General features: G+C 59.6%; 11 protein-coding genes and 2 pseudogenes. 4 read left to right on the top strand and 9 right to left on the bottom strand.

What is annotated here, in order from left to right:
• Nucleotides 1-76: 76 nt before the first annotated feature.
• Entirely contained in the window at nucleotides 77-658 is a 582-nt protein-coding gene (locus F1563_RS01965) for a GNAT family N-acetyltransferase (RefSeq protein ID WP_002527326.1), read from the bottom strand.
• 82 nt (nucleotides 659-740) lie between these two features.
• Between F1563_RS01965 and F1563_RS01970 the strand changes: the two are divergent.
• Both F1563_RS01970 and F1563_RS13405 read left to right on the top strand, forming a co-directional pair.
• Nucleotides 741-1,900 (top strand): annotated as a pseudogene (locus F1563_RS01970) (alpha/beta hydrolase).
• Nucleotides 1,901-2,931, top strand: a pseudogene (locus F1563_RS13405) (beta-mannosidase); the annotation flags it as partial. It lies immediately after the preceding pseudogene.
• Between the two features lie 72 nt (nucleotides 2,932-3,003).
• Here the strand turns inward: F1563_RS13405 and F1563_RS01985 are convergent.
• A complete protein-coding gene (locus F1563_RS01985) occupies nucleotides 3,004-4,539 on the bottom strand; it encodes an RNA polymerase sigma factor (protein ID WP_036958283.1) in 1,536 nt (511 codons plus the stop codon).
• Between the two features lie 331 nt (nucleotides 4,540-4,870).
• Here F1563_RS01985 and F1563_RS01990 point away from each other — a divergent pair, with 331 nt between their 5' ends.
• Complete coding sequence (locus F1563_RS01990; protein WP_002527334.1) at nucleotides 4,871-5,809, top strand: sigma-70 family RNA polymerase sigma factor; 939 nt, start codon at nucleotides 4,871-4,873, stop codon at nucleotides 5,807-5,809.
• Between the two features lie 55 nt (nucleotides 5,810-5,864).
• On the opposite strand, the gene F1563_RS01995 is transcribed toward F1563_RS01990, so the two are convergent.
• From F1563_RS01995 to F1563_RS02025, 7 genes are read right to left on the bottom strand one after another with little or no spacing between them, the layout of a single operon-like run.
• Nucleotides 5,865-6,722: an acyl-CoA thioesterase gene (locus tag F1563_RS01995; protein ID WP_002527335.1), complete on the bottom strand. Its 858-nt coding sequence runs from the start codon at nucleotides 6,720-6,722 to the stop codon at nucleotides 5,865-5,867.
• Between the two features lie 55 nt (nucleotides 6,723-6,777).
• A complete protein-coding gene (gnpA, locus tag F1563_RS02000; RefSeq protein WP_007433801.1) occupies nucleotides 6,778-8,931 on the bottom strand; it encodes a 1,3-beta-galactosyl-N-acetylhexosamine phosphorylase in 2,154 nt (717 codons plus the stop codon).
• Nucleotides 8,831-11,023, bottom strand: coding sequence for a glycoside hydrolase domain-containing protein (locus tag F1563_RS02010; protein ID WP_238330713.1), 2,193 nt, complete (start codon nucleotides 11,021-11,023; stop codon nucleotides 8,831-8,833). Before F1563_RS02010 ends, gnpA begins: the two co-directional genes overlap by 101 nt.
• Nucleotides 11,020-11,829 carry a carbohydrate ABC transporter permease gene (locus F1563_RS02015; protein WP_002527339.1) on the bottom strand — a complete coding sequence of 270 codons (810 nt, stop codon included), beginning with the start codon at nucleotides 11,827-11,829 and terminating at the stop codon, nucleotides 11,020-11,022. The genes F1563_RS02010 and F1563_RS02015 overlap by 4 nt, the downstream gene beginning before the upstream one ends.
• A 1-nt stretch (nucleotide 11,830) precedes the next feature.
• Entirely contained in the window at nucleotides 11,831-12,745 is a 915-nt protein-coding gene (locus F1563_RS02020; protein ID WP_227431974.1) for a carbohydrate ABC transporter permease, read from the bottom strand.
• Nucleotides 12,742-12,879 carry a hypothetical protein gene (locus tag F1563_RS13410; protein ID WP_002527341.1) on the bottom strand — a complete coding sequence of 46 codons (138 nt, stop codon included), beginning with the start codon at nucleotides 12,877-12,879 and terminating at the stop codon, nucleotides 12,742-12,744. Before F1563_RS13410 ends, F1563_RS02020 begins: the two co-directional genes overlap by 4 nt.
• 19 nt (nucleotides 12,880-12,898) lie before the next feature.
• A complete protein-coding gene (locus F1563_RS02025) occupies nucleotides 12,899-13,987 on the bottom strand; it encodes an ABC transporter substrate-binding protein (RefSeq protein ID WP_007433796.1) in 1,089 nt (362 codons plus the stop codon).
• A gap of 192 nt (nucleotides 13,988-14,179) precedes the next feature.
• Here F1563_RS02025 and F1563_RS02030 point away from each other — a divergent pair, with 192 nt between their 5' ends.
• The gene (locus tag F1563_RS02030; RefSeq protein ID WP_002527343.1) at nucleotides 14,180-15,325 is read left to right on the top strand and encodes an ROK family transcriptional regulator; all 1,146 of its coding nucleotides are present in this window, start codon (nucleotides 14,180-14,182) and stop codon (nucleotides 15,323-15,325) included.
• Nucleotides 15,326-15,375: the final 50 nt, after the last annotated feature.

A 15,375-nucleotide genomic window follows, 5' to 3' on the forward strand; every position in this document is an offset into this window, starting at 1 on the left:
GACGGTCGTCGGTTGGGCCAGCGCTAGACCTCTGTGCTGGCACGCCAACGAACTACAGGGGCTACCGCATCCCTCGTCACTGCGACTCAATCGTGTCCCCGCGGATCAAGCGCTGCAGTTCCACCCCGCCGAGGGAATCGTCAATGGCACCGTCAGTGTCGTCAACGCGGAACCCGTGGCGCCGATAGAACGAGATGGCACGAGCGTTATCAGCAAAGACCCACACATAGGCTGACCGGTGCCCGATGCAAGCATCAAGGAGGTCGTCGGACGCTCCACAGTTACGCGCCTCGGGCAGCACATGGAGAGTCGCGATCTCCCATGGCGTAGGGGCATCAGGACTTGCGGAGACTCGGGCCATGCCGACCCCAACAGTCCTCATATCGAGGCGATCAACAAGAATCTTGAAGATCGCACCATCATCCATAAAGTTGTTCCACTGCTCGATAGTGGTATGGACAATACCGGGGCCAGTGACCTCAGTAAGTATGTCGTTGGGGATCACCCCCTGGCCAATCTCTCGAAAGCACACTGCCTGAACGGCCGCGGCTTCAGGCAGATCTTCGTGACGGGCATCTCTAACGACGAAACGACCGGGAGCGGTGGCCGGATCGTGCGTCGGTCTAGACGACGTGTCGACGCTGGCTGACGTATCCATGATCCGATCCTACCGGTCCGCAGTCCGTAATAGGTTCGCGTGGATCCAGTCTGACGAGGGAATTATTACCGAGTCCTTGAGGATTCGTGAGTACCGTAGGCGCGTGGCAGGCACGAAGTCTTCTCGTCATCCTTGGCTGCATACCGTTGTCGGCATCGTCGGCCTGGGGCTCGCTCTACCTGTGCTGATGTGGTCAGTCGCCGCCATTCTACCCTCGCACAACGCATTCACGTTCATTTCCTCCGTGCTTGTGGGCTTGCTCGCCGTACCGGCCCTGATCATTACCACCGTCGCCCTCATCCTTGGCCTTCTCGGTCGGGGCGCTCTCCGAATGGTAACCGTCGTCACTTCCGTGATGGCCCTCATCGTTCCGATCACTACCACTGCCACAACGACGTGGATCACTGATCGAGCCGGTGGAAGCATCAATGTGCTTTCGGCCACCGCCGTGTCATCGATGTCAGACCACCCTGACAAGACGGTCCGATACGGATCAGATGCCGACGAAACCGCGCAAATCTATCGTCCCACGAGCCGCCACGCGCGAGTTCTTGTGGACATCCACGGCGGAGGATGGAACACCGACGCCAGCATGCCGGCCACTTTGAGGTGGTTTGCCAACCGTGGCTGGTTAGTCATTCGCCCCTCGTACACCTTAACTATCCAAGGCCACCCCACCTGGAATATCGCCCCAAAACAGGTGCGCGCGCCTGGGCATGGAGCTTGTCGCACGTGAAGGAACTCGGCGGTGACCCGTCCCAGGTATCGATCATGGGAGATTCCGCCGGTGGCGGGATGGCCATCAACCTCGCCTACGGTGCCGCCAGCGGGAAGCTGACGAGTTCCTGCGGCCCAATGCGAGCCCCGAAGTCGGTTTTGGCCCTCTATCCGACGGTGGACGTCGGTGCTGTCGAGTCCGTCACCACGCTGGGCGCGGGTAATGCCGCCAAGATGTATCTCGGTGGCACACCTAAGCAATTCCCCGACCGTTATCGCACCGTCAACAGTTCCACGTGGATCACTCCTCAGGCTCCACCGACAATGGTGATTCAAGGAAAACACGACACCTTCGTCCCACCATCAAGCGTACGGCAATTCGTCGACCACGCCCGTCAGGCTGAAGTCGAGGTCGATCACGTGCAGTTACCGATGCTCAATCACGCCTTCGGCTCTCAGGCACGAAACTCACTGGGATTTCAGGTCATCACCAGCCTGGGGCAACGCTTTCTTACTGACCATTGAGCGGGAGGTAGCATCATAGTTCCACAGTCAATGCTGAGGGATCAGTAGACCCCAGCAGGATCGCGACCTTCTCCGATCCTGCCACGAAGCCAACATGACGATAGTGCGCTCTGGGGCGCTCCGACGCCTTTCTGGCCCCCTGTGACGAAAACGGCATCCTCGTGTGGCACGACTTCATGTTCGCCTGCATTGACTACCCCGGCGACGATGAAGAGCTCATGTCTGAGGTCCGTACTGAGACTGGCTAACAAACTCGCCGCCTCGCCAATCATCCCAGCCTTGCGCTGTGGGCTGGAGGCAAGGAGGTACAGGCGATGCACCAGGCGGTCTGGAATAACACCGCCACGACACGGGACGGTTCATCAGTGAATCAGCATCCAGGCCAGCACCGACCTACCCACCCTGTAGCGATAGCTAGGAAACGACCACCTCAGCCTCAACGATCCCGTTTTTATCGCCCGCAATGAGGACGCTCTGAAGACCAAGTGATCCTCATTGATTACGAGGTAGAAAAGCCGACGTTGGTTCAGCCCTGCATCACCTACAGCTAGGTGATGCAGGCGGAGGGACGAAAATTCAGTATCGAGCATTACCGGCGCTGGTGGCCCCACTGGGCTGACGCCCTGGTGTGGCAACTCAATGAACCGTGGCCTGGGATGACGTGGACCCTGCTCGACCGCGTCCCTGGAGCAAAACCCGGTTACGCGCCTTCGCCCCAGCGCTGTCTATCCTGCGTCTGACTGACGATTCGCTGGAGTTGTGGATCAGCGATGCGTGGCCCACCAACGTCACCGATACCGTGGCAGACACGGTCGAAGGATTTGACGGAAGCATCGACCAGACGCACCGATCAAAATCTCCGTGTCTGGGTCCACGTCTCACATGGTGTGGTCAGTACCGCGCGACCAGACATCTCGGCCTTCGATCTACGCCCAGGGGTGAAGGCCATCGTCACTGTGGCTGGCCCTCCCGAAGGGTTCGACCCTGCTGAGATCACGGTTCGCCATTTCCTCGATGGCGTTTGTCAGTGATATCTCCGGAATGACCTGCTGAATGTGACGAGGGGCGCCTGAGTGGGCACCCCTCGTTCGGCTGTCGGATCCTCAGTCGAGGTAATCGCGCAGTACCTGAGAGCGGCTCGGGTGACGCAACTTCGACATGGTCTTGGATTCAATCTGGCGAATGCGCTCCCGCGTGACGCCATAAACCTTACCGATCTCATCCAGGGTCTTCGGTTGTCCGTCAGTCAAGCCGAATCGCATCGATACGACACCGGCCTCACGCTCGGACAAAGTGTCGAGGACATCATGTAATTGTTCCTGCAACAGGGTGAAGTTCACGGCGTCGGCTGGCACGATAGCTTCGGAATCCTCGATAAGGTCACCGAACTCAGAGTCGCCATCCTCACCCAGCGGGGTGTGCAGGGAGATCGGCTCGCGGCCGTACTTCTGCACCTCAATGACTTTCTCGGCCGTCATGTCGAGTTCGTTGGCCAGCTCCTCCGGAGTAGGTTCGCGACCCAGATCCTGAAGCATCTGACGCTGGACGCGGGCCAGCTTGTTTATGACCTCGACCATATGCACGGGAATACGAATGGTACGGGCCTGGTCAGCCATAGCGCGGGTAATGGCCTGCTTGATCCACCACGTCGCATACGTGGAGAATTTGTAGCCCTTGGTGTAGTCGAACTTCTCGACAGCACGGATGAGGCCGAGGTTCCCCTCCTGAATGAGGTCAAGGAAGAGCATGCCGCGACCGGTGTAACGCTTAGCTAAGGAGACGACCAGACGAAGGTTGGCTTCTAGTAGGTGATTCTTCGCCACCTTGCCGTCCTCGGCGATCCACTCGTAATCCTCGCGGTCTTTCTCCGGAATCTTGGCGTCTGGGTCAGCCAGTTGCTCACCGGCGAACAGACCGGCCTCAATGCGTTTGGCGAGGTCAACCTCCTCGACGGCATTTAGCAGAGCCACTTTGCCGATCTGCTTGAGGTAATCCTTGACGGGATCGGCGGTAGCGCCGGCGACCATAACAGTCTGCTCAGGCTCGTCAGCGTCGTCGTTATCAGACAGGGAGAACGCCTCGGCCTCCTTGTTGATCTGCTGCTCATCCTTGGCGGCCTCGTCCGGGTCGTAGTCACGCTCGTCAATGTCGTCAAGGGAGCGCTTCTTGCCACCGATGGTCAACACAACGTCATCGCCGTCGCGCTCCACCGTCACATCGACCTCACCGGACGCTGCTTCGGCGATGGTCGTTTCCTTCTTCGCCTTGGTGCCCCGCTTTCTCGTCGTCGACTTTTTGGTGCCATCGGACGACGTAGTCCCGCCCGCCTTCGTACCCGAAGACTTCGCCGCTGTCTTGGTGGGCTTGGCGGCCGCCTTCGTGCCGGTGGACTTGGCCCTAGAAGACCTACCCGTGGGTGCCTTAGCCTCGCCAGCGGACTTTTTGGCCGACGATTTCGCCGTCGACTGACTCGCTTTCGTGGTGGCCCTCTTCGCGGTGGTCTTTTTGGCCCGACCGGTCGTACCGGTCTTGGCAGAGGTGGAACGTGTGCTCTTCCTTGTGGTGGCTGTCTTCGCCTCCTCGTCGGCAGCGGTGTTTGCAGTGCTGGACGTGGTGGTCGACACGGGTATCCTCTCCAAGGACTGACCAGTCCTTCAGTGCTGTCCCCTCCAAATGGGCCCGGCTGGGTAGACGAATCACCGCCCACAGAGCCCAAGGGCATACAACGCCCGGGAGGCGTCAAAACCCTTCGTATATTCTTGCACCATCCGCGTGCTAACACAAACTTGCCCGCTCCAATTCCCCTCTCCTGCCACGGAACGGCTGCGTCGAGCACGCAGGTACGACCATAGTCTGAACCTCTGATGTCACCCACGACCGCAGACACTCATCAGTCACTTAGGGATGACATTCGACCCTCCGTGACGTTGATATAGGTGTCAGCCAGTCCGACGGAGAAAGGCGAAACATATGGACACCAAGTCCCGGGTTCGTACCACCGATGGCATTGATGGAAAGGACGCAGTCGGCCTCTACCTAGACGGAATTGCCCGCACTTCCCTGCTCAATGCCGCGGAGGAGGTTGCGTTGGCCCGCCGGATCGAAGCGGGTGTGTTTGCACGCGCCGTTCTCGAGGGTCAGGCGGAGACCACATCTGATGCCACCACTGAGGAACTGCACCAGATCGCGGCCGACGGAGATGAGGCCATGGCCCACTTCGTGCGCGCCAACTTGCGTTTGGTCGTGTCGGTGGCCCGCAAGTACGGCCGTTCTCAGATGCCGCTACTCGACCTCGTACAGGAGGGCAATACCGGCCTCATCCGCGCCGTCGAGAAGTTCGACTATGCCAAGGGATTCAAGTTCTCAACCTACGCCACCTGGTGGGTCCGTCAGGCCATCAGCCGAGGCATCGCTCAGCAGGGGCGCATCGTCCGCCTCCCGGTGCACGTTGCCGAGCAGGTGAATCAGGTCTCGGCTGCTCGCCGCAACCTTGAGCGCCAATTGGGCCGCGAGCCTGAGACCTCCGAGATTGCCGACGAGTTGGAGATTACCGAGGAACGTGTCATCGAACTCATCCGCTTCGGACGTGACCACGTCTCTCTCGACGCCCCAGTTGAGGACGACGGCGACACTAGCTTGGGCGACCTCATCGCCCGCGAGACTTCTCCTGGCCCTGACGACATCGTGCTCGACGCCGAGGACCGCGGTCGACTTGAAGGACTTCTTGACAACCTCGACGAGCGCTCCGCCGACGTAGTGCGTCGCCGCTACGGACTCGTCGATGGACGCCAGGCCAAGCTTGCCGATATCGGCAAAGTGTGGGGAATCACCGCCGAGCGCGTGCGTCAAATCGAGCGTGCCGCCCTGGACAGCATGCGTCAGCGCAACCTCGCCACGATGGCGGCCTGATCCTCTCACGATGGCTCCGGATCTATCCGGGGCCATCGTTGCGTTCAGAGGGAAATCACTCGCTGCGGCCAAACGGAAACGTCACCAAAGCGTCGAGATCATTCGCGTCCATGAGCCTCATGACCCCCTCCTGGCAGCAAGACGCGATGAGCTTGCCATCTTGCATCGGTCGTCCCATGGAAAAGCCGAGCAAACCCGACGCATTCGGAGACACCTGGTCGTAGAGCATCCAGCGATCAGCCTCGGCAGTACGGTGGAACCACATGGCGTGATCTAACGATGCCGGGTTGACGACCATCCCCGGCGGCACCGATCCCAAATGGGGCATGACGGCACCGGCCATGAGACTGATATCAGAAATGTATGCGAGGATAGCGCGCTGCACGACGCGGTCGTCAGGAAGGCTCGCGGTGGTGCGTACCCACAGGCTTAGGTGGGTGACGTGGTTAGGGTCGACGAGTTGCGAACCGTCACTAGCCAACCGCACATCGAGCGCATCCCACTCCTTGACGGTGGGCATTGGTCGCCCGAACATCTGTTCGAGGGCTTGGGTTAAGGTCGGACAGTGATCCGGGCCGTCCTCGCGGTTCTTGAAGGACAGTTCTGCGGTGAAGATCATTCGGCCGTGTTGGCGAGCGTTAACACGGCGAGTGCTGAAGGTCCGACCGTCGCGAATTCGCTCAACATCGAAAATCATCGGCAGGTCGGTGCGTCCAGCATGGAGGAACAGCGCGTGCATGGAATGGGCCGTGCGCTCAGGAGTGGTGCGAACACCAGCAACTAGAGCCTGAGCCAGTACTTGGCCCCCGAAGGTCCGCTGCCACGTCGTATGCGGTTGTCGACCTCGGAACAGGTCGAGATCGAGGTCCTCAAGATCAAGCAGGTCAAGCAGCTCAGCAGTCGTCGATGGCACCTAAACCACTGTGCCAGATCAGGCGGATTCAGCACAGGGACTCGGGGGCTCACCGTCAGATCTTAATCCATGCAGACCCGCCCGGAGCGAGAGTCACTTCATCGGTCAAACCAGCGATGGTCGTCGTGACCTCACCAAAGCTGACATTGGTCGCCAGAAGCAGTCCAGCCTCGTCGTACCAAGCCGTCTCGACACGAGGATCGGCTGCAACGTACTCAGCTGCGAATTCCTTGTCGCGACCAGCCGCCCACCAGATTGCTCGGTGCAGCAGCCGAGAGTTCTCCACGGTGTATGGCAGACCAGCGAGGTAGACTGCCCTGCCCTCCCCGAGAGTGTGGACGGCCGCACGAATCGAGCCGTCCTCCAGCTCCAGCACCTCGGTGTCCTCACACACCGGGACAATTTCGGGAGCAAGTGGGCCGACATCGAGGGATAAACCCTCGGTAATGAAATGGGAGTCGACGACGTTCGGGTAACGATCTGTTGACAAGCTCCACCCGATCTCCCGGTCAACGCCGAGAACATCGGACAACCGAAAGCATGCGCCATCGCCCGGCCAGTAACTGGGCTCGCCGACACCGATGAACCCGCCACCGCGAGCCACGAACGTACGTACCGTGGCCTGCACGGCGACATCAGCCCATTCCTGGGCTCCGGAGAAGGCGGTTCCTGCCGCGCCGGTGTTGATGAGCACGCCGATGGCCTCGGGGACACCGTCACGGATGTCGTCAAAGTCGAGCCAATCGATGTCAAAGGGAAGTCCGGCCAGGGCCTCCACAACTCCCAGGCAAGGCGCGGCCTGCTTGTAGTACAGGGCGTGGGCGACCATATGGGTCATCCAGGTGCGACGGGCTCCCCAACAGTTGAGGATGCCCACTCGAAACGGCGCAGTACGCGGAGTCTTCCCACCGCTGCGTTCCCAGATGTCGCGGGACTCCTGGCAAATCTGCGCAATCCGATCCATGAAATCCGGGTTCTGGTTGGCCAGGGAAAGGTACCCACCGTAGCCAATGCGGTCCAGTGGCTTGCGAACGATGGCTCGCCGAGCCTGCACCCATGAGGTGTTAGCCTCCCCCACCGGATCCCCTTTATCGTTGAAGACGTCGGGGAAAAAGTAGGGCAGAAACCGTCCCTCGGTGTAGCGCACGCCGGGGATATCGGAGATCATCCGACATGTGGCTGCCGATCCCACTGAGCCGACCACGGCATCAATCCCAGTGGTTGCGAACAGCTCGCCATAGGGCTCGGTACCGATCCAGTTGTCACCGAGGAACATCATCGCCTCGCGGCCCTTATCATGGCAGATCTCGACGAGGCGACGCACCCGATTAGTAACGAAACGACTGACGAAATCGATCCATGCGAGGAGGAACCGAGAAGGCGGACGGAACGAGGAGTTGTGGTAACCAGCGTCGACGAAGTCCTCCGGGTCGACCCGCCAACCAGTCTCGGCCTCAAAAGCCTCCATGAGGGGCACCGAGACGCTCGCTGAGTAACCAAACCAGTCAACGAACTTCTCCTTGGCCTGCTGATTGAAATACAGAGTGAAGTGGTAGAAGAAAGTCGTGAACCGGACGACGTCGACCTCAGGATGGGCGTCAAGCCAGTCCGAAAGAGATTCCTGGACGTGGTTCCAGGTAGCGGGGTAGACGACGTCGAAGGGGTGTTCCTTGCGACGGGTGGGGTCATTCTCCCAGTGATTCGTCGTGTAGTTGTACATCTGGGTGGTGTCCCACAGCTGGGCAGCCAGGAATGTCACGGTGTAAACGTGGCCAGCCGTCGCTGGCGCCGTCACCACACAGTCGACACCTTCACCACTGACCGTCCAGCTTTCAACAACCCCACCGGTAGTGCGGTCGCGTACCTGCCACCAGCGCTTGATGTCGACGTCGGTATCCGGGCGAACCTGTTCGGCAAAGAAACCGCGCATGATGTGAATCTTCAACGGTCCGTCCTCAAAGGCCGGAACCCGGTCGGAGCACAAATAAAGGCTGACGTGCTCGTCAAGGTGGTCCAAAGCCCACACCTCGTCACCGCGGGCACAGAACCAAGTCGAATACACCTTCGTCCCCAACTCGGAGACGATCTTGGGCAGCGACGTACCGTCGCTATTGCGTACTGCATCGGCACCGAGGCACTCGATGATGGTTGTGAGTTCTTCGTCCATCCCCTCCTCGACCGGTAGGGTGACACGTCCTTGGGTCGTCATTGAAGGAGCTCCTTCGGTTCAGGTGGACTTGGTTTTCCAGTGATGGATCAGGACGCCATGGGCTCGGCGTCGGTGGATTCTCTGGAGCGGTGCAGGCGGAAAAGAACGTAACTGGAAAGGCCTTGGAGACGCCACTCTCCGCCCCATGACCAAAAGCATGGCTCGCAAGTTGACCGGAACGTTGGCCCGAGTGAACCTCATCATCCTTCTGTCCATGCGGAAACGTCACCACCATCATTTCCTCTCCCCAGAACATCGGATGCCATCCCTCGCCATGCTGCCCCACCAGCGCGCCCCAGGTATCAAGCGCAACGTCATCGAATCCCCGTACGGCCAAAATCATTAATTCCATCCCACGGCGACGTCTGACGGCGTGCACCAACCAACGTAACCCTATCCCGTCCCATGCCACGTAGGTGTTCGGCCACCGCATGATCGAGTCGGTGCCGGCGTTCCAACCAGGTGTGACTATCCACCCACCCTGAGTCGTATCCCAGGGTGGAGTCCGGATCGATGATCGAAAGTACTTGGGAGCGCCCCAGCAGAGACTCAGCAGTTCGGGCTGCGCAAGATCGACGAAGGCGTCGCGAACCAGGCGGTGACGCAAGGAGGGCCACACCACTCCATCAGGCCCAGGATAGACGATGAACGCGTCTCCGCTGATGAACCCGCCGCCCGCACTGGTGTCGGCGAAGGGATCAATTGGACAGACCGACAGTTGGCCGTAATAGAAGTTGAATCCCCAGTGCAGGAAGCCCTTAACACCAAACTTCCAGAGTTGCCAACCCAAGGCTCGGGTGCGCACCGATTCCTGGGCTATGAACCTGTTCGAGACGCCCACATCCTGGGCGACGCAGTGGTACACCCAGGCCGGTTCGATGCCATCGCGGCGAAAGTCCAGAACGGCGTCCGTAGCCACCACTGGTTCGTCCACCAGCTCGATGTACTCAGGATGAGAAAGAGCTTCCAAGGTGCGGGCGCCCTCCAATAATGGCCGAGCAATGTCACTGGCCGCCCGATAGCTCTCCAGATGATGCTCATTCGGCTCATCTGAAACGTGGAAGACGACATGGTCGAGCCCGATACGGGACTCGAACCACTGCTTGAGAAAGGGCACCAGAGACGACAAGAAATACGCATACTCCGGGTCGGTAGCAGGAGTGTCCCAACCAAACCGGTCGACCACCTCGCCGTCAACGCTCATGCGGAACCGTGGGGTGAGCCGCGCCCCCCACTGGGTAAACAGATGGGGCACCTCGACACCGGCAATGCCGACCTGCTCTAACAACCGGATCCACCTCTCGAGTCTGTCAGTCCCGAAGTGGTATACCCCATCGTCACATGAGATATCGAGCAGCTGCACCGTCGGACGGTACGAGCCCGGTGCAGTGTCCAGGGGTGGGGTCCATAACGGGGTGAGTACCATGGTGACCCCCATCTGGGCAGCGGCACGCAACTGTTCGGCCACCACCCGCCAATGGGCCTCGCTCCACGGCTCCACGCCGTAATAGGTAGCAAGGCAGTCGGCGTGGAACCACTGAGTGAACTCCACCCCGTGGTCAGGCAGCGCGGTGGGAACAACCTCCACGTCGATAGTGCGGTGGGCCACCTGCACGTCGGCCTCGAAGACTCGCACCTCGACGGGGGGCAGATCTCTTCCCGCCGACGGTAATTCGAGATCCACCCACACACCATGCCATCCCACATGAGTGAGGCGAGGCCGGCATGAGTACACGGTGGCATCGTCACCCCTCTCCTCATCGGCGCAGAGCGGTCTCAGCAGGTCAGGCATCATGCTGGGCTTACCTGTGAGATAGCCATCACAGCGGCCATCCCAGCAGGGCACTCGCACAGGCACCAGCCCAATAGCCCAGAACCGTACCCCGGCATTGGTAACAACCTCGACGCGTAACGAGCCCGAGCCATTGTCATGGGGACGACGTCGGGTGCGCCAAGCGATCTGAAAGCTGACCGTCTGACCCGCAAACCCACTAAGCCGTGGGGATTCGGCAGAGTCGGGACAACGATCGGGCAGGATCTTGGTGAGGCCGTCGACGACAGCAACCTCAATGGAGGGGGAAACCACGGTCACCCTTTCACTCCCGAAGCGGTCACACCCTGGACAAATTGACGTTGCAGGACCACATAAACCACCAGGGGGACCAGGAACGCCACGGTCGTACCAGCCATGACCATTCCGTACTGAGACGTGAACGCACCCTGCAACTGCGAGATGGCCAGGGTCACGGTGGTGCGTTCGTTGGTTTGCAGGCTGATGAGCGGCCACATGAAGTCGTTCCAGGTGGTCAAGAAGGTGAACACCGTCAACGAAACGATCACCGGACGGATGATGGGCAGGATTACCGACCAGAAGACCCGCAGGTCGCTGGCCCCGTCGATACGCGCAGCCTCGAGCAGGCTCAGCGGGATCGTCGTCATGAACTGACGGATGAGGAATACCCCGAAGGCGTTAACCACCGGCAGTGCCAATGACAGTGGACTACCCAACATATCAAGTTCCCTGAAAATCAGGAACATCGGGATCATAGTCACCTGTACCGGCACCATCATTGTCGCCAGATAGACCCAGAACAGGATCTTCGAACCGGGGAATGGTTTGAACGTGAATGCGAAGGCGGCCAGGCAACACACCACGTTATTGAGCACCACCGCGATAACCACGACGACGGTTGAAGTCAACAGGGCAGCGCCAAAGTGGTGCACGGTGAACAGTCGTACAAAATTCTCGCTAGTGAAACTGTCGGGATCGAAGTCAAAATTCAGAGTAACGGTGTTCTGGAAGGCATTGACGACCATCAAGACGAACGGCAACATCGCCATGATGAGTAGTAGGGCCACGACGATCAAGACGACGGCCTTTCCAGTGCGGGCCAACATCTCAATCCTCCCTGAAGCATGCGCGCTGGACGATGGCAACGACGAGCACGACCACCAGCAGCGCCATGGCGATCGCCGACGAGTACCCTAAATCGAAACTGCGGATGCCCTGGAAGACGCTCATCACGATGGTCGTAGTGGCACCGCCGGGCCCGCCACCGGTCATCGAGTAGACGATGTCAAACACCTGGAAGCTCCAGATCGTCGACAGGACAACCACGGGTTTAAGGCCAGGTACGGTCACATGCCAGAACCGCTTTACCCCACCGGCACCATCAACCTTGGCGGCTTCGTACTGCTCGGTCGGGATGTCCATCACCCCGGCATAAAACAGCACCAGGAAGTAGCCGATATTCTTCCACACGGTCACCAGGGAGACCGCTACCAAGGCACTGACAGGCTTTCCTAGGAAGTTCTGTGGCTCCATCCCCACCTTGGCTATCACCCAATTGAAGAATCCCCCGTCCGGGGAGAGCATGTACTGCCAGACCGTGCCGACCAGCACCATCGACGCCACCACCGGTATGAAAAGAACCGACCGGGCAATCTGGGAGAACTTGCGTCCGGTGTGGTTGGCCAAGAAGTCGGCGAGCAGCATCGGAATCATTACCTGCAGGGGCACAGCGATAACAGTGAAGATTGCGGTGTTCCGCAACGCCGACCAGAAGTTCTCGTCGCGCAGCATCACAACGTAGTTATCCAGACCGATCCATTTCGGGGAGGTAAAGACGTCGTAGCTGGTGAATGACAAATAGGCTGACATCACGATAGGTGTGAAGGCGATGAGCATCATGATCACCAGGGATGGGACTACATACAGCCATCCCGACCAGTTGCGCCGATGAAAGCCACGATGCCCATCAGCATTGGGGCGGGCAGTCTGGGCCCGCCTCAACGTCAGAGTGGCGGAACTCACTTGCCCTCTCCCAGCTGTTTGTTGCCCTCGGCAGCAGCGTCCTTCATCGCTTGTTCGGGCATCTTCTGCTCATTGAGCATCTGCTGCAGGTTCTTGTAGAGGGCGTCATAGGCCGGAGTGCTGTTACTGACCACCGGCAACGGCTTGAGGATGTCACGCTGGGTAGCGTAGATGGGCCGGAAAGCTGCAGCGTAGGTGTTCTTTTCGTCCTTGCCAATGGGCGGAAAGTTGGCCTGCTTGTGGCAGCTTAGTCATCTGCTTACCCGACTCGACGAAGGTCATCAGGTCGTAGCAGGTCTTTTGCACCTTGCACCGTTTAGTCATGACCAAGGCGTCAGCAGCGATCATGGTTCCCTGCTGCCTCTTTTTCAGCGAGGTGACGTAGCCCCACTTCACACCGGCCTTGTCGATCCTCGGAGCGTCTTGCTCGGTATCGATCATCATCGCGGCCTTGCCGTCGGTAAACTGCTTGAAGCTTTGATCCATGACCAAACCAGTGGTGTCCTTGGGCAGGATCTCCTCGTCGTGGAGTTGCTTGATGAAAGTTGCGGTCTCGATGGCCTCGGGAGTGTCGAAGGCGGTTTTGGAGCCATCCTCGGCGAACAGCGAACCCCCGGACTGGAGCAACCACGGGATGAACGAGGCGTTCATGGCACCGCGGGCAGGGTCGCCCCATGAGGCAGTGAAAGGCTGAATCCCCTTGGCCTTGAGGATCTTGGATATAGCGAGAAAGTCATCCCAAGTTTTGGGTGGCTCGACATGAGCCTTGGCGAAGAGACCCTTGTTGTAAAACAGAACGCGTGCTCCACCAACGACGAGGGGAAGACTGTACTGCTTGCCGTTGACTTTGCCTTTGTCGAGGAAGAGCAGGTTGTCCTTCTGCTCCTGGGTGACCATTCCGGAGAGGTCGACCAACTGGTTTTTGGCGATGTAATCGCCCATCATCTCACCGTACATGTAGCCCACATCGGGGCCGTCCTTGCTGGCCATGCCGGTGAGGTATTTCGATTCGTAGGTGTCCCAGCTGATGACGGTGACCTTGACGTCAACCTTGTTCTTTTTCTCGAAGGGTTTGACAATGTCGGCCCAAAGTTCAGCGTCCTTAGTGTTTGCGGCCAACGGTGGGACCCACAGGTTGATGCTGTCGATCCTGCCGGACGACGAACCGCCCGGACCCCCGCCACAGGAGGCAAGCAGGGCGGTCGCAACAGCTGCGACTGCGATCGTCTTCAAGGCTTTCACGGGTGTACTCCTTCGTCTGTGACCTTGATAGGTATGCTCTTGAATTTCCCCGGTTGCGGATTTCATCTCCGATGATGTGACCAAGAAACCCGGCGGTTGTAAAAGAGTACTTTACTACTGGTGGAGAATCAAGTAGATTAGGGAAATCGGTCGACAAGACGTAGCCGACGGTTGACGCAAGGAGGTTGGGCGGTGTTCGATGGCAGTGGTTCTGAGGGCGTAGTGAGTGGCCGCAACCTCGCCGACTTGCGCGAGCACAACCGCCAAACCGTGCTGCGATGCCTCATCGAGTCCACAGCCCCACTTACCATCAGGGAGCTCGCGCGCCTAACCGGTATCACCCGACCCACTGTGGCTTCAGCACTATCCGATCTAGTTGAGACTGGTGACGCTCTGGAGGGGCAGGCCGATCACGCTTCGGGACGTGGGGGACGTCGACCTCACGTCTTCACCCTCAACGCCACCAAGCGGATGCAGGCCGGGGTGGCGGTCCGGCTGCAGGGGGTTGAGTTAGCCATCGCGGACTGGCAGGGGACCATCCTGGCCAGTGATTCCAGACCCCTGAGGGGACGCCCCCCAGCCGAGATCCTCGACAACCTCCTCGACGATCTATTGGTCGCCACAGGCATCACATCGGTTGACACCATGGTCATCGGGGCCATTGGCAGTGTTGGGCGCGACGGCGTGCTGCGACGCAACGAGACTTTGCCCGATATCTCCGCCCCTGGCTACTTCGAACGCCTGCACGACGCACGAGTCGGGCGAATCGTCATCGAGAACGACGCCGTGCTGGCGGCCGTTGCCGAGCAGCGAGTCCGGAACCTGCCCACAGACCGGTCCATGGTCTGTCTGCTCATCGATGCCTCCGTCGGAGTTGGGATCGTCCTCGACGGGCACCCGGTTCGAGGCGCAGCCGGATACGCCGGGGAGATGAGCTACCTGCCCGGTTCGGGATGGAACGATGCCCACGTAGCCCTCATGGAACAGGCCCAGGCTCACGGTTGCACGGCGCAACGACTGTTTAAACTCGCCGGGGAATCCGACCCTCCCGCTTGGAGCCGGCTGGTGCTACGCAACTTCATTGACGACGTCACCTTCGGTCTGACAGCCCTGATGGCCGCTCTGAACCCCGACCTGTTGGTCATCGGAGGTTACGCCTGCGCAGCCCATGAACCAATCCGACAACGGCTGACCGACAACTTTACCGGGGTGCTACCTCACCTTCCCGTCATTGAGCCGGCGTCGGCGGGCACCTCTGCCGTGGTGCATGGTGCCATCAGCCTGGCTCTCTCGTCATCGACGGAGCCGTCGTTGGCGACAAGCAACCACTCGGCATGAGCATTTCAGCGGGAAAATCTCAAAGATTGTGAAGGACTCTTACCGTACTT

Source organism: Cutibacterium modestum (genome assembly GCF_008326345.1).
In the GTDB taxonomy this organism is placed as follows: Bacteria; Actinomycetota; Actinomycetes; order Propionibacteriales; family Propionibacteriaceae; genus Cutibacterium; species Cutibacterium modestum.

Coding starts and splice junctions, on each gene's coding strand:
- gnpA (WP_007433801.1), bottom strand. CDS start 8,931: ATGACGACCCAAGGACGTGTCACCCTACCGGTCGAGGAGGGGATGGAC.
- F1563_RS02015 (WP_002527339.1), bottom strand. CDS start 11,829: ATGTTGGCCCGCACTGGAAAGGCCGTCGTCTTGATCGTCGTGGCCCTA.
- F1563_RS01965 (WP_002527326.1), bottom strand. CDS start 658: ATGGATACGTCAGCCAGCGTCGACACGTCGTCTAGACCGACGCACGAT.
- F1563_RS01990 (WP_002527334.1), top strand. CDS start 4,871: ATGGACACCAAGTCCCGGGTTCGTACCACCGATGGCATTGATGGAAAG.